Origin of the sequence: Sphingomonas panni (assembly GCF_022664435.1) — a bacterium.
Taxonomy (GTDB): domain Bacteria; phylum Pseudomonadota; class Alphaproteobacteria; order Sphingomonadales; family Sphingomonadaceae; genus Sphingomonas; species Sphingomonas panni.
In genome coordinates this window covers 1-18867 of sequence record NZ_JAKREU010000002.1, presented here as the reverse complement: position 1 = coordinate 18867, position 18867 = coordinate 1, and the positions used below count along the sequence as shown (strand labels likewise).

The following is an 18867-nucleotide window of genomic DNA, read 5'->3' as shown; positions in this document are numbered from 1 at the left end:
CCAATGAGGTTGCCCGACCCAACCTGTCCTACCTTCGGTTCTTAATCGCCGTCCATCCACGCCCCGCCAAGCGCTGCCCGATAAAGTCGACCCGCGGACAGCGCTTGATGGGGCCTACTGAAAGCGCTGCCACCGAGATGAACGGATGGTAGAAGTTGGAAGGCCCCAAGGCTGGCGCGAATGTCGCCTTGTGGGTCGATTTGCGTGACGACCACTCTGGATTCGGTCGTTCGAGAATCTGCGGCACGATCAAATCAACCTTTACCGAGCAACTGCCCCTTCCATCGATCAGTCCGGTCTTAGCGACGAGAGGACGCAAGAGTGAAAGCAGTTTGGTCTGAAACTTCACCCTCGTCGATCGTTGAACCAGCAACATTTCGAAAGGGAACAGTAATGGCTCGGCTATACCGGCTGGTGATCGCGTGGTGCGTGGCCGTCCTCGGCGGCTTCTTCGCAGTTGCCGGCGGCGTTCTCACATCGCTCGGTGGATCGCCCTACTACCTCGTCGCTGGTATCGCGATGATCGTCAGTGGTGCGCTGTTGGGACGTCATTCTCGGTACGGGCGCTGGTGGTTCGTCGCTATCTGGGTCGGCACGCTGATCTGGGCGATCTGGGAAGTCGGGCTGGACGGCTTGCAACTGGTCCCGCGCTTGGTGGCGCCGACGGTCCTGCTGGTGCTCGTCCTACTTACCGGTTGGTCCGCGCGCTTTTGGCGGTCGCCTACCCGTGCCGTGCCCGCTGCCATGGTGGTGTTGCTGACTCTTGGCGTTTGCGGCGTCGCCATCAACGGTGGGGGCGTTGAGGCGCAGGAAGCGGCGAGTGCCGCCGCCAGTCCACGTGCATCGACCGGTGAGTCTGATGGCGACTGGCGCGACTATGGAGGAACGCTTTCTGGACGGCGCTATTCGGCGCTCGGCGATATCACGCCGCAAAATGTGGGTCGTCTTGAACTCGCTTGGACCCAGCGCACAGGCGACCTGCCGATGGAAGCCGAGACTAAGGAACACAAGCGCGAATATCATTCCGAGGCGACGCCGATCCATATCGGCAACATGCTCTATACGTGCACGCCGCATTCCTTCGTCCAGGCGATCGACGCCACCACCGGCAAGACCATGTGGAGCTGGCACGAGGATGCGAAGGTCGAGGGCAACAACTACCTGGTCTGCCGCGGCGTAACGTATTTCGAGGCATCGGCAGGAACACCGTGCCCACGTCGCATCTTTGCGCCGACGTTCAACGCTCGACTTGTCGCGCTCGATGCGGATACCGGGAGGCCGTGTCCCAGCTTTGCCAATGGCGGAGCGATCGACCTGCGTGCCAATATGGGTACGTCGAGGCCGTCCGATCAGATCGGTACGACCCCGCCGGTAGTGGTGAACAACCGCCTCATCATCGGCGAACGAATCATCGACAACGTCAACCGCGATATCCCGTCGGGTGTCGTGCGCGCATATGACCCGGTGTCGGGCGCCCCGATCTGGGCATGGGACGTCGGCCGTTCACCGGATGCGATCGCGCCGCTGCCAGAGGGACAGACCTACACGCGCGGCACGCCGAACGTCTGGGGTGCCATCACCGCCGATGCGGCCAATGGTCTAGTTTACCTTGGCACGGGCAACGCTTCGCCCGATTACTGGATCGGCTATCGCCGGCCGTTCGACGACCGCTTCGGCTCGTCGATCGTCGCGCTGGACGTCGCGACCGGCAAGCTGCGCTGGACGCGGCAGCTTGTGCATCGCGACATGTGGGACATGGATCTGCCGATCGGTCCGTCGCTATTCGACTATCGCGCTGCTAACGGGCAGGTAATCCCGGCCCTGATTCAGACGACGAAGATGGGACAGGTGTTCTTCCTGAACCGCCTGACCGGCGTACCAATTGCAGCGATCACGGAGCAGCGAGTGCGCACCGACGGTGCCACGCCGGGTGTCCGCGTCTCGCCGACCCAGCCTTTCTCGACCGGCATGCCCAGCTTCACCCCGCCCGCGCCAAGCGAGGTCGCCACCTGGGGTGCGACACCGATCGATCAGCTCTTTTGCCGCATCGACATCCGCCGTGCGCAGGGGACCGGTATCTACCAACCGATGGGGCTGAAGCCGATCATCGGGCACCCTGCCTTCGACGGCGTCACCGATTGGGGTGGCGCGGCGGTCGATCCGGTGCGCGGCATCATGACCGTCAACACGATGGAGATGCCGTTCAAACTATGGCTGATGCGCCGCGACGATCCGCGTGTCGCGCCGATGATGAAGCAGAAGCAGGGCGGCGAGAACGCCATGCAGGCGCAGCTCCAGACCCAGTACAACACGCCCTATGTCGCGGTAGTGAAAGCGTGGGTCGGTATCTTTGGGGCACCGTGCGTTGCGCCACCATGGGGGCATCTGACCGCGGTCGACCTCAAGACCAAGCGTGTCTTGTGGAAGAAGGTGCTGGGCACCGCCCGCGATACCGGGCTGTTCGGATCGCACCTGGGTGTGCCGATCAAGACCGGCGTCCCCAATCTTGGTGGGTCGATCATCACTGCGGGCGGGCTTGCCTTCATCGGCGCGACGACGGACCAGTATCTGCGTGCGTACGACCTTAATACGGGCGAGGTGGTATGGAAGGCACGGCTGCCCGCCGGTGCGCAGGCGACGCCGATGACCTATCGTGGGCACGACGGGCGGCAATATGTCGTTATCACGGCCGGAGGTCATGGCGCCCTTGGCACGCGCTATGGCGACTACACCCTGGCTTTCGCCTTGCCGAAGACGTGACGGTCGGCTGTGGAACGCAATTTGGTGGACGAGCGTCCATGGAGCCGACGTCCTCATGCCGCCTTCTTCGGAGAACATTTCATGTTACGATCCTTCGTCATCGGCCTCGTTGCCGGCCAACGCGGCATTACGCCGTTGACAGTGATTGCCACTGCGACGAGGCGTGAAGAGGTGCCGGTCGAACTGCCGCTCCAGAAGCTGATGCTGAACCCGGTCATAGCGGCCGGCGCCGCCGCCTTCGCAGCGGCCGAGATGGCTGGCGATAAGATGAAGACCGCGCCTGACCGCACGATGTTCGTCGGTCTGGCGGTCCGCAGTATTACCGCCGCGTATGCTGGCGCCGCGCTCGCGCCGCGTGATCGCCGAGTCCTCGGTGCCGCAATTGCTGTGGCAGCAGCGCTCGCCTCCTCCTACGTCGGACTCGCCGCGCGCAAATCGGCCATGCGACGCTTCGGGCAGACGGGGACTGGGTTCGTCGAGGATGCGATAGTGTTCGGCAGTGGCCTCGTCATCGCGAACCCGTCTCTGATCGCGAGGGGTTTTCCCCGCGAACGTCACTGTTGATTGGCAGCGCCTCCCGGGCTGGCGCACACGATAGGCACTCACGTTCGAGTAGCGGCATGTTGGTGAGCGTCACTGCGAGGCCGGACTGGTGAGCGTCACTGCGAGGCCGGACTGCAGCTATTATCTCCTCAATGCGGTAAGCCTTGGTAGATGGCTGGACAGTTTCTCGTAACGCCAGCGTTGGTGATCCGAACCATCTAGCGGAGCAAATGAACGAATGGGCGTTCCGAGGGAGAGCTTGGGCCATTCTGAATGGCGCATTCTGAGTCGTCTCAGGCGCACAGCTGCCAAGCGCCCTCGAACCTATTTCCGGCCGCTCGGTAGATTGGCCGGATATTCTCCTAAAACGGCCGTTTCAACAACGCTAGGCAGCCGAGTTTCTCCGTGTCCGACGAACCGTTCCGGGAAAATACAATCGGGAACTGGTTTTGGGAAAACGGCTCAAGCTGGACGCATCTTATACCGACCCTGCCTTTGTTGTCCCGTTGGAGGTTCCCTTTTGAGAAAGAGACAGGGCGCTGCTCTTCATTGCGTGTCACCCTGCTGCCGCAATGTGTCGCAACATAGGTTGCGGTCGGGTCGATCTGCGAGCTGACGCGGACAATGAAACGGTATCGGAGCAGGCATTGCAAAATCGCTGGTACAGCCGAGTATGGAATCGCTCGATCGTTCTTTCCGTTTCAACCCTTCTGCTGTCCGGCGTTGTTGCTGATCGGGCACCGGCTTTACATAGTCCCATAGCACCTCCCGCTAACCAGCTATCCGATTGGGAAACTCCGGTAGTCGGCCGCCTTAGCAACGGCGTTCGCTACGCGGTCCTTCCTCGACATGGCAGCGAGCCGGGTGTCGCGGTGCTGATGCGGAACGAAGGCGGCTTCATTGCCGAGCGTCGCCCCGGCGAGCGAGGGCTGGCGCATCTGATTGAGCATATCGTATTTCATAGCCCGGTAACCGGCGCGCCGGATGACTTCGACCACCTGAAGCGTATTGGCATGCCGCTAACGCTACCGGCGCCGAATGCGGGCTCTACGTCGTGGCGAGAGACAAACTACTATCTCTCCACCCGAACTACAGCCTCCGGCGATCTGGACGCCTTGCTGGCTCTATTCAGTGATGCGGCCACCGGGATGACCCTACGTGCCGATGCCGTCGACGTTTCCCGGACCGAGGTCATGCGGGAAATGGCGGAAAAGAAACTCGGCAACGACATTTACGCGAGCTATATCGCGGCGATAGCGCCGGGGTCTCCGAACGATGTGATTGAGGCACAAAACTCGGCTGATGTGCCTACCGCGAGTGTCGATACCATCCGCGCGCTGTATCATCGCTTGTACCGCCCTGAGAACATGATGATCGTCGTCGTCGGCAACGTGAAGGCTGATGAGGCAAGGGCACTGATCGAGAAGCGTTTCGGCGACTGGAAGCCGTCACAGCCTACGCCTCGCCAGAAGCCTTTTCCGATGTTCCAACGTGACCGCATCCGCCCAGTCAGCTATTCTGCGCTCCCGCAGGGACGTCGAGTCGCGTTGGTAACCGTCGTCATGCCGACTCCAGCGCCTCCCTCGTCACGGGATCGTCAGGCGCGAGCGGAGGTAATGGATCTCCTGGTCACGCGCGCCGTGAACGACCGGCTCAATACGCTCCAGCCCGGAAGCCCGGCTGGCAAGGTCGGCATGTTTATCGAGAACGGTGAGCAAGGTCAGCGCCAGATCATGCTTTGGGACAGTTTTGCTGGCGACAAATGGCGGGAGGCGGTCGCAAGTCTGAAGAAGACGACCTGCCCGCTTAACGCCTCCGGTTTCACTGAGAGCGAATGGTCCACTGCCAAGCAGAACCTCCTGTCCGACCTAGAACATCGTGCAGCAGGAATGTCAGGGGTGCCGAACGTCGACATAGCGAAAGACCTCTCTCACGCACTTGTCGATAGCCGCAGCCTGATCCCAGTCGATGAACTGTTGCGCTACGCGCGCGCGATATTGCCGCAAACCGACGCGCGATCCGGAAACAAATGGTGGCGTCGGCAGTGGGGCAGCGGCACGGAGCATCTGCGTGTCGAAGCGCCCGAGCTCGCTTCGATAGCCGATCCCGTATCCGCGATCAGTACCGCGGCAAATGGGGCGACCTCCGCTCCCGGTTGCAAGGTGCGGTGATTAAAATGGGCGTTTGTCTTTCTATGACCGCGTTCAACAAGGTTTCAAGAAAGATCGATGATCGTTACGGTCGCGACATGCGCATAGTTCTGAGCTTCGCCGCCCTTACGTTGTCGTCTGCCGCCGCTCCACCGGTCGTTCCAGAGGCAATACATTACACATTGGCTCCCCAAGTAGCGGAAGGCAATCTCACGTCTTTGCGGGTGCAGGTCAGCTTCCGCGCCGACCCTTCCGGAGCCACTGACTTCCGATGGGATGACGGATGGAATGGCGAGCGCCGTCTTTGGCAATGGACGCGCGATCTCAAGGTCGCGGGCGCGACCGCCGTCGAACAGCGTGACGACGGTCACTGGCGTATCCGCGCCGCGCCCGGCGCAAAGCTGACCGTCACATACCGGGTGGTATCCGCCTACGATCACGACCCGACGGTTGAAGACAGCGACCAAGCACGTCCCGTCGTCCGCCCGCGCTGGTTCTACGCTGCCGGGAATGCGCTGTTCGGCTTTCCCGGCGGGCGGGAAGGGGCACCTGCAACCTTCGATTGGGTAGGCGCACCGGGGATCGGCTTCGCCTCCGATCTTGAGCACCTTGCCGGCGCGAGCCGTCGCGCGCTGCGACCCGGCACCGTCGCCGATGCTCTGGAAAGCATCGTCATAGGCGGCCGTGAGCTGCGAACCTTTCCAGCCCGCGACGGATCGGGCGTGCGCGTCGCGACGATCGGGAGCTACGCCTTCACACCGGAGCAGTTGAACGGCCTTGCCCGCCAGGTCATCGCTGTCGAGCGCGCTTTCTGGCGGACGGACCGGCGCGCACCCTTTCTGGTGACAGCGGCTCCCATTGTCGGCGATCCAACGGTGACGAGCCTCGGCGGTACGGGGCGAGGCGATGCGTTCGCGCTCTGGATCGATCAGCGCACTCCTCTCTACCGCATGAAGTGGCTGCTCGCGCACGAGTATTTTCACACATGGAACTCCGCTCGCCTCGGCACCATGCCCGACGATCGGGAGACTCGGCCCGCGCATTACTGGTTCAGCGAGGGCTTCACTGATTATTACGCTCGGGCGCTGATGGTGCGTGCCAGCCTGATATCACCGGCGGATTTCGCGGCACAGTGGAACGAGATGCTGGCGACTTACGCAGGGTCACCGGTGCGAACCCTTTCCGGCGCGCAGGCGGCTACGGCGTTCTGGGAAAATGACGCGGCGCAGAAGCTCGCCTATCAGCGGGGCGCGCTCCTGGCTGCGATCTGGAACCGGAGACTGCTAGACGCGAGTGGTGGGCGAGCCAACCTCGACGCGGTGATGCACGCACAACTGGCCGCCGCTCGTACATCCAACGATCATGCAACGGACCTCTTTCGTCGACTGGCGAAGCGTAGCGGGTTGGACATCGCTGCTGATGAGACCCGTTACTTGGCCAGCGGAGAGCCGATCCTGCTCCCTGCCAATACCTTTGGACCATGTGCCACGATCGTGACTGAACAGCGCCCCTCGTTTTCGCGAGGATTTGATGCGGAAGCGACCGCCGCTGCCGGCAATATCGCGACGGGGGTTGATCGACGTCTCCCGGCGTATGTGGCAGGCTTACGAAACGGCATGAAGATCCTTGAGCGCACCGAGGGCGAGACGGACAACGCCGTCGTTCCCTACGGTCTGCTGGTCGACGATAACGGGGTGAAGCGCACGATCCGCTACCTTCCCCAAGGGCTAAACCGGGTCAGCGTTCAAGAGATGCGGATCAAGCAATCCAGTCCTGAATGCTGGCGGACTTTGAGCGGCATGTCCAGCGGGGCATCCCACTGAGCGGTGCGGGCTTTCCCGATATCCCGTCTATGAGATATTTCGAGAAGGTCAGCGCATTCTCTTTTCACCATCGTTTTTGGGAAAGGCGGCGGCCCGCCGGGGGCACATGCCTGCCTTGGCTGATTGCAACTGCTGAGGTGAACGAATGACTGAATGCGGGAAGGTGAAAATAAGCCGCGGATGACCGGATGTGGGTCTAGGGACCGCTGACAGAGCCGGCGTTGGCGTTGGCCGGTTGCAGGAAGCGGTCGAACCAGTCGACTGTACGTTCGAACACATCGCGCACGTTGGCGGGCGACTGGTGAAGGCTGTGACTTTCGCCACCGTAGCGGACCAATTCGGCCGTCCGCCCGCGCGAGTAGAGGCCTTGAAAGAAAAGCTCGGCCTGCGTCGGCGCACCGCGGGTGTCGAACTCGCCGTGTAGCAGTAGCAACGGCGTCTCAACTTTGTTCACGAAGCTTAGCGGCGAGTTGCGTCGGTAGCCATCGGGGTCGATCCAGGGCGGGGCATGGAGGCCGAACAGCTCGGTCATGCCGCTGTTTGCACTCTTTTCGTGCTCGATGCCGGGATAGCCGCGTGCGGTGGGATCGAACTGGCCCCAGTTTGATACAAGCTCGCTGATCCCTGCGATCGCAACGCCCGCGCGGAAGCGACGCGTCTGCCCAAGCAGCCCCATGACGCTGTAGCCGCCGTAGCTCTGCCCGAACACGCCGACGCGCGCCGGGTCAATGATGCCCAGCGCCGCAACCTTGTCCACCGCCGGTAGCACGCCCTTCGGCAGTTCCGTATAGACGTCGCGCTTTCCGTCGCGTGGTCCCAACGGCATTGACGGCACCAGCACTGCGTAGCCGCGTGCGGCGTAGAGGTAGAGGTTGTAGATGCCAGGCATGTCCCGCCCGGTCATGTAGTCGCCGCTCAGGTCGGCAGGCACTTGATAGCCGCCATAGACCCACACGAGCAGCGGCAGGCGCTGTCCCGCGCGATAGTTCGGCGGCAGTATCAGCGAACCGTTGAGCTTCGTCCCGTCTGCGGCCTCATAGGCAATCAATCGCCGCTCGCCCCAGTTCACCGCGTCGAGATTGGTGTTGAGCGCAAGCAATTCGGTGCTGGTGCCGACGGCGCTACCTCGGCGCAGATATTGCCCACTCCCCTGGTTCACCAGGTAGAGCAGCGACGGGTGGGTGGGATCTGTGGCCAACGGTTGGCCCGCCGGTACCGGGAAGGGGATGCCGAGCGCGCCGGTGACGAGGTCGAGCGTTGCCAGCGACTGGGGCGCGCCGGGACGGGTAAGGACGACCAGTGGTCGTCCGAGCGAGACGGTGCCGTCGTCGGCCGGTGGCACGAACGCCCCGCCGCCCAGATCGGCGACCTTCACCAACCCCCGCTTGGGATCGAGCCGCAGCAGCGACTGTCCTGACAGCGCCGCAAGCGATCCGTCGGCCGCGCGTAGCAGCCGGTCGGGTACCGTGACCCCGGCAGGCAGAGTGACCGGCGTCTCGTGTTGCCCCTCGACCACCGTCCATGCGCCGTCCGGGCCTCGCGCGGCGAGCCGGCGGCGATCGAGCCAAAGCGCTGCCGCCGGAGGTGGGCGGACTATGCCGGTCGCTTCACCTCCAACCGATCGCCGTCCCGCCGCTGTTACTGCGCCGGTGTCCGCGCGAGCGGTGAACAAGGGTGTCTCGGTTGCGTATGCGTCGTTTCGAGCGCGCAAAGCGACTGCACGCGCATCGGGCGACCAACCGTAGAGTTCCAACGGCAGGCGTGCGGCGGCGGGCATCGTCACCCAGCGCACTGCCTTGCCAGGCAAGAGGTCTGCGAAGCCGAGCCGCCGCTCGAGTGACCATTCCTCGAACCGCGGGTGGGGAAAATTCCGCCCCTCCATCGGCGGCAGCGCGCCGACCGTTGCCAGCACCGCAAGCCGCCGACCGTCGGGCGACACCGACGCGGTGAGCGCACCGCGGAATGGGTAGGCGGGCACGGCCGCGACCGCAAAGGCTGCGCCGGTAGCTGTGTCCGCGACGCGGAAGGTCACGCGAGCGTTCACCGCAGCACCGGACGTGCGCGCGGCGCCGCTCGCCACTGCGCTCCCCGTCGGCTCCATGCCGTCGCGTAGTCGGGCAGCGTCGGCGGCGGCGATACGATAGGGACGGGTGTAGTGCCCCACGGCCGCTGACACTTCACCGGCTGCGAGCGTGGCGATCAGCAGCCGCTGGCTGTCCAGCCATAGGAAAGGTGCGTTCTCGGGTAGCAAACCCACACTGCAGGCGTGCGCCGCGTCCGCTCCATCCCCTGCACCACGGGCGCCGCCGCGCAGATCGAGCTGATCGAGAGGGCTGCCGTAGCGGGACTGGGTTATGACCGGCCAGTTACCTAGCCGCCGCAGCGCGCCGGTGTCACGTTCCCAGACGTAAAGTCGTACGTTGTCGCCCCCGCGCGGCTCGCCACCCTCCGGCGTGGTGGACAGCATCGCCAGTCGCCGCCCGTCCGGCGACCAAGTGGCACACCAGAAGCCAGCAGCGTGGGCAGCGCCATCGGTTATACGGCGTCGCTCGCCCGTTCGTGTTGAGAGAAGCCAGACGTCAGAGCGCGTCGCGTCGACTTCGTAGGAGGTGCGGCCATACGCCTCGCCAGGCTTGGCCCCGCGCCGGATTACGGCAGCGACCCACTCGCCGTCGGGCGAGGTCGTTGCGCGGTCCAGTGTCTGGCGTTCCAGCACGTCTTCCATCGTCAGCGGCCGTCCGACCGGGTCCGCGGCGGGTGCCGGGGCGGCGCCTCCAAGAATCAACAGAGAGGCAATGCCGGCCACGAGGAGACGATGTCGTCTCGGCGTTGTGCGGAAGCGGGTATGGTCGGCCATACGCTAACCTTCAACCATCTCGATCACGAACTCAAAGGGTTCCGTGGCGGATCGATCTCGAATGCATCCCCTCGCCCCAAAAAGATGCTGAAAGGCGGCAGTTTGGAAGGTGCTCGTGGGGTTAGACGAATCCCTGAACAAACGTCCGTTCTCGGCATTGCAACGGCGCCTTACGAATGTCCGCACATGGGTCAAAGCATCAGAGCGACCGTCGATCGATCAGGGTAAATTCTGACGTCCGGATGGCGCCGTTGGGAAGCGGTTGCTGCGATGCGGTTCTTGCTTTTGCGGCTTGGCGCGTCATCGGCCACCTTCAATTTTGGAAGAGGGAGCAGAGCGAGATAGTGCAATCGCGGAACGTCACTCCGTTACCGCCACGACGTTATCATCGGAATTCCGGTCGATCCGCACATTATACGGGTCCGCCCCCGCGAACGCCGGCCGTGTCGCTGTTTCCAGCACCACATTCTGCCGGCCCGACCGGATCGGCAACCGCTGTAGCGCCAGCACGTCCTTCGCCACGAACGCGCCGCGCCCGGGCATCGCCGCGAACGCGCCGAATTCGGCAGTCTCCGACATCGGGGCTTCGCGCTCCTTGCCGCGCCCGTCCGCATACAGCTTGTGCGCGTCGATGGTCAGCGTCGTCCTGTATCGATCGTTCGACAATCGCGTTACCACCGCCCCGGTCGTCTTGATGTCGTACAACGTAATGCGTTGGAACAGGTCGGTAATCAGCGCATTCTCCGCCGGGCTCGCCCGGCGCCGGAACTCTGCGATCAGGTCGAGGCTGCGCGGGTAGGGCGGCCCGGCAAAGCGGAACCGCTGGTCATAGCGCTTCAGCGCCGCATTGACCCGCGCCTCGCCCAACTCGTCCTTCAGCCGGTACATCGCCAGACTGCCCTTGCGATAATGGATATACTGCTGGTTCTCCACGCGGAAGAGCGGCAACTCCTCGATCACTTCCCCACCGCGGCTGCGCAGGTAGCGATCCAGCTCATACTTCAGGAACCGCCGGATCTGGTCGCGCCCGTACAGATGCTCCATCACCATCAGCGCCGAATATTGCGCGAGCGTCTCGATCCCCATCGTAGCGCCCTGATTGTCCGAGGTGATCACCTGGTGCGCCCACCACTGGTGTCCAAGCTCATGCGCCGCGACATAGCTGACATAGTCGATCTTGTCGGGATCGGAGAGGTCGGCGATAAACCCGATACCCTCCGAGTAGGGCATTGTTCCCGCGAACGCCTGTGCGAACTGCGCATAGTCGGGAAATTCGATGATCCGCGCCGACTTGAACTGATAGGGACCGAAAGCGGGCTGATACAGGTCGAGCCCGTGCGCGAACGCTGCCAGCATCCGGTCGACATTGGCACCGTGCCGAGGATCGTAATAGACGACCAGGTCGATGCCGTTGTGCATCCGGTGCTTCTCAACATAGCGCCCGGACTGGATTGAATAGAAGTTCAGGATCGGTGCCGCGGTGACGAACCTGGCGGTACGCCGCCCGTTCGCCGTCGTGTCCGCCACCCGCTCGCCCGGCGCGATCGGCGTCTGGTCGGCGTCGGTCGATACGGTGATGTCGGTCTTCACCCAACCGACATGGAACGCGCTGAACCGTGTGCCGGCCAGATCCTCCAGCTTCGGCGGGCGCAGTTCGGACGGCAGGCCGTATTTGCGCCGCTTGGCGCGATCCTGCAGCAGCTCCTGCCGGTCCATGCCAATGACCGGCGCGAACTCGCCGTTGTTGACGAAAGTGCCGTTGGTGACGACGCGGGTGTCACCGCCGCTGTTGGTGAAGCCGCGTTGGCGCCGCTCGGTACGGAAATTCAGCGTCGTCGTCGCCCCCGGTGCCAAGGGGGTGGCCAGGCGATAGATACGATATTGAAAGCGCAGAAACTCCTTTTCGACCCGGGCTCCCGGAATGGCGACGGATACCAGCTTCGTCTGGCGATCCCCCAACCGGACATCTATCCGGTCGAGCGGCCGACCGGTACGGTTCACCAGCACCATCTGCCCCGCCGCCGTCAGTCCTGGCTGCTCGGGCCGCAGATCGACCGCGACCTTCACAGCCTCGACCGACGGTTGCGGTACGTTTTCGAACGGCAGCAACGTCTTTTCGTAAGCGGCGGCGAACTCGTCATCCGACACCGGCGTGCGATACTCGTTCCAGACATGCGTGTTGGTGTAGATATAGGCGCCGGCTGCCGCGAACGCCGCCAGCGCCGATCCGCCGATGACGCCCGCACCGCCTTTCAACCGCCGCGGAAGTCGCGCCAACCTCGGTCGCAATCGCGTCTCGGTCCCGCGCCGCCAGAGTGCATGGGCGAGGACCACGAGCACGACCGCAAACGCCGACCAGTAGAAGCGCAGCCACCATGCGCCGATCCAGAATTGGCCCTGTCCGTTCATGTCGGACAGCGGCACCCTCGGGCCGGATGCGTAGTTGTACAGCACATCGCCGAAGCCCATCTGCCCCAGCGTCGTCCGCGCGACGATATAGAGGACCATGACTGCCCAACCGACGAACTTGTGCGGGCTCAACGCCTGGACGAACACCGCCAGCACTGCGAGCAGGGTGTAGTCCACCGTTTCGGGCAGCACATACCACAGCAGATACTTGCCGATCTCGAAGTGCGTGTAGCCGTGGAACAGCTGCATCAGCATCGCGCCTGCGACGCTGACCAGCAGCGTGGAGAACAGCACCAGCGTCACCGCCAGCATCTTTGGCAGCACGAACGCCCAGTCGGGAATCGCGCTCGCGTCGATGATCTCGTGCGTCTTGCGCTCGCGCTCGCGCCAGACCAATTCGCCGGCATAATAGATCGCGACGATCACCGGAATGATCGAGAACGAACCTTCGAGCAGTTTGATGACCACGCGGGTCACCGGCAGCACCGGCGTTCCGAACACCTCGCCCAGATCGATCAGCGCCGCCATAGAGTTGAACAGGCCCAGCGCCAGCAACACCGCATAGGCGGGGCTGCGGAACACCTGGATCATCTCTAGTCGGGTGCGCGCTACTAGCTGCGCCCATGCCGTCTGGCGGTCGTAGTGCGGCTCCGGCAAGTTGCCGGCACGGCCTACCGTCACCGGTGCCTCGGCGCGTTCGGCCAGCGCTTCCGCCTTGCGCGCCTTCTTCGATGGCTTGGTCGCAAACCGGAACGTCGCATAGGCGATGCCCAGCGCCGCCACCGACAGGGTCAGCGACAGCAGCCGGTTCCATAGCAGCATCCCGGTGATCGGGATCGTCATCGCGTTCCGGTCGGCTGCGGTCCAGTATTTCGTCAGATAGCTCGTCGCGCCGAGTCCCAACGGCTCGCCATACGCGCCCCACAACTCGTACGCCGGGTTCTTGTCCAAGACGACGCTCGCCACCGTAAACAGGATCAGGAACGCGACGACGCCGACATATGTCGCCATCATCGACCGCGTCACGGTCGCCAGTGCGAAGAACAGCGCCGACGTCAGCAAAATGTTGGGCACCGCCAACCACAGATAGGCCGACAGATAATAAGCCGGATTGTTCGGCCCCAGCGTTTCGGCATCGACCCAGGGCATGACGCTGCCGATCAACACCCCAAGCGGCACCGCCAGGAAGCCCATCGCCGCTGCCAGGAACGCACCGCCGAAACGCCCGAAGAGATAGGCGCCCTTGGTGACGCGGGTCGCGCGCACGATCGGGCCGAAACCGGTATCGTCGTCGCGTACCACCACGTTTGCAACGAACGCGGTGGCGACGAACATGTAGAACAGCGTCAGGATTTGCATCATCTGCGCGATGGCGAACGGCGCATTCTTATGGACGTTACCGCCCGATCCAATCTGGATCTGGTCCACGGTGGTCGCGCCGAACGCGAGCAGGAAGAAGATGACGACCGCGACCCAGAACACTGGGTTGCGCAGCTGGTATCGCCATTCGAAGCCGAGGATGCCGGCGAACATGGGCGGCCCCCTCAGGCGGCGCGACGCGAGGCGTCGAGCGTCGAGAAGTACACGTCCTCCAGACCACCATCGACCGGCTCGAAGCCGTCGCCCGGCGATGCTTCGGCCATGACGTGAATGATCGTCCGTCCGGCGAACAGCCGCGTCGAGATCACCCGATACCGTTCGCGATGCGCGTCCAGTTCGTCACGCGCGATCGTTTTCTGCCATACCTGCCCACGGGTTGCTGCGATCAGGCCGAGCGGCGGTCCTTCCAGCAGGATCCGCCCGCTCGCCAGCACCGCCATCCGCGGGCACAGGTCGGCGACGTCCTCGACGATATGCGTCGACAGGATCACAACGACATTGTCGCCGATTTCCGCAAGCAAGTTGAGGAAGCGGTTGCGTTCTTCGGGGTCGAGGCCTGCGGTCGGCTCATCGACGATGATCAGATGCGGATTGCCGATCAGCGCCTGCGCGATGCCGAACCGCTGACGCATGCCTCCCGAAAAGCCTGCCAGCGCCTTCTTGCGCACCGACCACAGGTTGACTTGGTTCAGCAGCGCCTCGACCGTCTCCTTGCGGTCGGCCCGTCCGGCAATGCCCTTCAGCACCGCCATGTGGTCGAGCATGTCGTAGGCTGATACGCGCGGATAGACGTCGAAATCCTGCGGCAGATATCCCAGGGTCCGGCGCAGCAGCTCGGGCTGGCGGATTACGTCGATGCCGTCGAACGTGATGCTACCCGACGTCGGCGTCTGCAGCGTCGCGATGGTGCGCATCAGCGTCGACTTGCCCGCACCGTTAGGGCCGAGGAGCCCGAACATCCCGGGCGGGATCGTCAGCGTTACGTCGTCAAGCGCCCTCGTCCCATTGCCATAGACATGAGTCAGTCGTTCAATTTGCAGCATGCGAACCGCCCCCCTCAGCGATCAAGCTGCTTAAAGGTGACACGGTGTATTTGTGATGTAAATCACCATTTATCGATAAACGATCGGTCCCATGGGTTTCCTTTGGGTCGGTTTGGCGCGGCTACAGCCATAATCCATTTATCCCCGCTGGTCGCTCAAGTGAGATGAACGAATGGACGATGTTAGGGATACGACAACGGGCCTCGCATGACCGCTTCTGAGTCTCAGCTGGCTAATACCCGTGCCAGATGGGTGGGGCCGGTACCGACCGGCCCCCATCAATTACTTCTTCTTTTTGTCGGGGCGTTGAGACAAAGCCGATCCAGCGGCTGTCTTCGAGTCCTTGCCGGTTCGACCGTCCTTCAGGACCTTGGAGGCTGCCTTGCCGGCCTTCTCGCTCGTATGCTCGTTCTTCGCCATCGTTTGGCTCCAAGCAAACACCATCTAGTGGTGCACAGTCCTAAATCGTCTATTAGTTGATTAGTTCCCAACTTGTTCCCGCAATGGGAGGTCTTGGACGGCGTTGTGAACGATCGTCTGCTTACGGGGAGCGTCATCGGCGCCCTGAGCGTCCGCAACTGGGTCGGGGCAGCCGCTGTGGAACAGCCATGCTGACAGGCTATCGTTGCGCAGTGAAGGCGCGTCGCACTAGCTTTAGCGATGATTCACTAAGAGGCGTATGCGACGGAATGTTATCGGCAGGTCTCATGCCCGCAAAGCGGACGATTGCGGCGGGCTGGGCAGTCGTCGCGTTCGCCTATACCCCGGCGGTCTGGTTAGTTGGCGCTACACAAGGACAGAGTGCGTCGCTGCCCGAGACGCTCTGCGCGATGGCCGTGTTCTTCCTGCCTTGGGCGTTGTCGACGCCGACGTTGCTGCGTCTCAGCGCAGGGTTGCCGCTGATACCCGGCCGAACGGCGCGGTCGCTCCCGCTCCTCGGTCTGGCCGGGATCATCGTCATTCCGACAATCACCGCGGTAGGTCTGTGCCTCGAAGTGGTTCTTGAATTGGCTTTGGGCAGTCGAGCACCGTCGTCGATAGTCCAACTGGCGACCGGTGTTGCGATCACGTCGTTCTTCTCGGTGCCAGTTTACTGTGCAGTCGTCGGCGTCGGGCAGACGCTCGTCTGGGTAGAGCGGACGCGCCACCGGGAACGGATGCTTGCAAGGGCGCGCCTCGAAACGTTGCGTGCGCAGATCAACCCGCACTTCCTCTTCAATGCTCTGGGCGCAGTCGCCGAGCTTGCCCATCGTGACGCCACTGCGGCACAGAATGCGATTGCGCGTTTGGCGGACGTGCTCCGCACAACACTGGCGAACGACGCGGAGGAGGCGACCTTGGCCGAGGAGGTTGCGCTCACCAAGGATCATATCGAACTGCATCGGTTGCTGCTGCCCGCTGAGTTGGATGTACGCATGACGATGTCGGACAAAGCCTGGACGGCACGGGTGCCTGCCTTGATCCTGCAGCCGTTGGCTGAAAACGCATTTGTGCATGGATTGGGTCGTATAGCCGAAAGCGGCGGGCTGACGATTACAGGCAATGTTGACGATGGGCGGCTTGTTATCGAAATCGCGAACGCGATCGCGGATGCAAAACTGTCCTCGCGTGGCCTTGGCTCGGGGTTGGCGGGGGTCCGCGAGCGATTGACGGCGTGGAATGATGGGTCTGGAACGATGACGGTGGATCGTCGTGCAGATCGCTTTGTGGTGCGCATCGACATGCCTTATGTCGATGGCAGACTGGCGTCGTGATCCGTACGCTAATCGTTGAGGACGTGCCGCTTGCGCGGGCGGGACTTTGCCGCTTGCTAGCGGCGCATGACGACGTCGAAGTGATCGCAGAGGCGTCGACGCTGCAAGAAGGGCTAGCCAAGGCGGAGGTGATGCACCCGGACCTAGCCTTCCTCGACGTTGAGCTGCCCGATGGCACCGGATTGATGCTTGCCGAGCGCCTGCGCGAGCCGCGCCCGGCGCTCGTCTTCCTCACCGCCTTTCCCGAGCACGCGCTGCCCGCGTTCGGCGTGGCAGCGATCGACTATCTGCTAAAACCAGCCACACCGGCGGACGTGGGTCGCGCGCTTGCCCGCGTGCGGCGGCTCCTTCATCCGCCAGCGAAAGAAGCGACGGTCCCGGCGCACCTGGAAATACGCGACGGTGGGCGCACCATCTTCGTGGCGCTTGATGCGATCGAGCGGGTCGATGCTGCAGGCCACTACCTGTGCATCCATGCGGGTGGTGAAGTGCATCTGTTACGGACGCCGATTACCGATCTGCTTGATCGCCTTGGACCCGCGTTCGTCCGGGTCCATCGCTCGGCATTGATCCGGGTCGACCGGATCGCGGCAATCGCTGACCGGCGCAACGGCGACGGCGATATCCGGCTCTCCAATGGCGCGATCGTGCCGCTCAGCCGCTCCTATCGCTCTATGCTTGAGGCGCGTATGGCCACAGCACGACGCTAGCTGGCACGATCGACGGCGCCAGCTGCACTGGTCAGGCCACGACACTTGCCCGCATCTCACCGCCCATTTCCTTAGCGCCGATGGAACTTGGGAGGTCGACATGAGACTTGGGGCATATCTGGCGTTGACGGTGGCGGCGGCGATGGCGGCAACTTCAGCCCAGGCCCGAGATGGCAGCGTTCTTATTCGCGGAGCCCGCGTGTTCGACGGCACACGGATGCTGGGCGTGAGGGATGTGTTGGTTCGGGATGGGCGTATCGTCGCCGTTGCCCGGCGGGTGGCAGCACCGAGCGGCATCGAACTGATCGAGGCGCGCGGCCGGGTACTTATCCCCGGCCTGATCGACGGCCACGTCCACGTCTTCCCCGGGGCACAAGCCGACGCGCTACGCTTTGGGGTGACGACGGTCTTTGACATGTACTCGCTCGCCGATCGCGCGACGATTGACCATTGGCGCCAGCAACGAACTTCGTTCGCTCAGGTCGGGGAGGCCGACACCTTTACGGCCGGCATCGGCGCAACCCCACCAGGCGGCCATCCACTCGAACTGTTCAGCGACATGCCCACAGGTACAGCGCTTCCGCAGACGCTTGCGCCTGGGGAGAATCCGGCGTCGTTCATGACCGCCCGGATCGACGCCGGGTCAGATTATATCAAGGTGCTTCAGGACGATGGCGCCCGGCAAGACCGACCCGCGAGTTTACCCGCGTTCTCACCGCAGCGCTTCGCGGTCGTACTGACCGCTGCCAAAGCGACAGGCAAGCGGGTGGGCGTGCACGTCCAGCAGCTTGCCGATGCCCGCATTGCGGTCATGAACGGCGCGAATGCACTCGAACATGCGGTGTGTGACGTCCCCATCGATGATGCCCTAGGCGGCGTGGACAAATTTGAGCCAGTATCTTGCGGTGGCGAGGTGGACCATGCCGAGGAAGCTGCTGGCCAGCTGGTCGTAACGTGTGGCGATGGCGCGGTTGATCTTGAGGTGGCCGAACATGCGCTCGATGCGGTTTCGTTGCTTGTAGAGCGACCGGTCATGCTCGATCTTGACCCGCCGGTTTGAGCGGCCGGGGATGACGGGTTCGATGTTGCGCCTCTTAAGGTCGGCACGGATGGTCTCAGCATCGTAGCCCTTGTCGGCAAGCAGCGCATTCGGCGTGTGTTCTGGTAAGACGATCAGGGCATCATAGGCCTTGCAGTCTGCCGCCTCCCCGCCCGTCAGGTGGAACGCGAGCGGTCGCCCGAGGGCGTCAGCCAGGCAGTGAAGCTTACTGGTGAACCCGCCCCGCGAACGGCCAAGAGCGCGTTGACGAGCCCCCCTTTTCCGCCCGCCGCCGAGACGTGGGCGCGGACCGTGGTGCTGTCGATGCTGTAGTGGCCAGTATCCGCCATGATCTCGGCCAAGGTCACCGCTACAATCTCCCAGACCCCGGCCTCGCTC

At 63.2% G+C, this 18867-nt stretch carries 11 protein-coding genes; 6 read left to right on the top strand and 5 right to left on the bottom strand.

All coding sequences use genetic code 11. The features are described 5' to 3' along the window. Nucleotides 1-393: 393 nt before the first annotated feature. From MF609_RS04835 to MF609_RS04820, 4 genes are all read left to right on the top strand, one after another. Entirely contained in the window at nt 394-2760 is a 2367-nt protein-coding gene (locus MF609_RS04835) for a membrane-bound PQQ-dependent dehydrogenase, glucose/quinate/shikimate family (protein ID WP_242415194.1), read from the top strand. Nucleotides 2761-2769: 9 nt separating this feature from the next. Next, a complete protein-coding gene (locus MF609_RS04830; RefSeq protein WP_242415193.1) occupies nt 2770-3324 on the top strand; it encodes a DUF4126 domain-containing protein in 555 nt (184 codons plus the stop codon). Nucleotides 3325-4181: 857 nt separating this feature from the next. Further along, the gene (locus tag MF609_RS04825; RefSeq protein WP_242415192.1) at nt 4182-5474 is read left to right on the top strand and encodes a M16 family metallopeptidase; all 1293 of its coding nucleotides are present in this window, start codon (nt 4182-4184) and stop codon (nt 5472-5474) included. Nucleotides 5475-5497: 23 nt separating this feature from the next. Continuing rightward, nucleotides 5498-7276 (top strand): M61 family metallopeptidase, encoded by a 1779-nt coding sequence (locus tag MF609_RS04820; RefSeq protein WP_242415191.1) that lies wholly within the window; start codon nt 5498-5500, stop codon nt 7274-7276. A 196-nt stretch (nt 7277-7472) separates the two neighbouring features. On the opposite strand, the gene MF609_RS04815 is transcribed toward MF609_RS04820, so the two are convergent. From MF609_RS04815 to MF609_RS04800, 4 genes are all read right to left on the bottom strand, one after another. Continuing rightward, on the bottom strand, nt 7473-10133 hold the full coding sequence (locus MF609_RS04815) for a prolyl oligopeptidase family serine peptidase (RefSeq protein ID WP_242415190.1): 2661 nt from the start codon (nt 10131-10133) through the stop codon (nt 7473-7475). A gap of 360 nt (nt 10134-10493) precedes the next feature. Then, nucleotides 10494-14075, bottom strand: coding sequence for a M1 family aminopeptidase (locus tag MF609_RS04810; RefSeq protein ID WP_242415189.1), 3582 nt, complete (start codon nt 14073-14075; stop codon nt 10494-10496). 11 nt (nt 14076-14086) lie between these two features. Then, on the bottom strand, nt 14087-14965 hold the full coding sequence (locus tag MF609_RS04805) for an ABC transporter ATP-binding protein (RefSeq protein ID WP_242415188.1): 879 nt from the start codon (nt 14963-14965) through the stop codon (nt 14087-14089). A 282-nt stretch (nt 14966-15247) separates the two neighbouring features. Then, nucleotides 15248-15385: a hypothetical protein gene (locus MF609_RS04800; RefSeq protein ID WP_165895571.1), complete on the bottom strand. Its 138-nt coding sequence runs from the start codon at nt 15383-15385 to the stop codon at nt 15248-15250. A gap of 188 nt (nt 15386-15573) precedes the next feature. Between MF609_RS04800 and MF609_RS04795 the strand changes: the two genes are divergently transcribed. Both MF609_RS04795 and MF609_RS19975 read left to right on the top strand, forming a co-directional pair. After that, entirely contained in the window at nt 15574-16719 is a 1146-nt protein-coding gene (locus tag MF609_RS04795; protein ID WP_242415187.1) for a sensor histidine kinase, read from the top strand. Next, nucleotides 16716-17429 (top strand): LytR/AlgR family response regulator transcription factor, encoded by a 714-nt coding sequence (locus tag MF609_RS19975; protein WP_242415186.1) that lies wholly within the window; start codon nt 16716-16718, stop codon nt 17427-17429. Before MF609_RS04795 ends, MF609_RS19975 begins: the two co-directional genes overlap by 4 nt. A gap of 868 nt (nt 17430-18297) precedes the next feature. On the opposite strand, the gene MF609_RS20035 is transcribed toward MF609_RS19975, so the two are convergent. After that, nucleotides 18298-18852: an IS5 family transposase gene (locus tag MF609_RS20035; protein WP_422920555.1), complete on the bottom strand. Its 555-nt coding sequence runs from the start codon at nt 18850-18852 to the stop codon at nt 18298-18300. Nucleotides 18853-18867 lie beyond the last annotated feature (15 nt).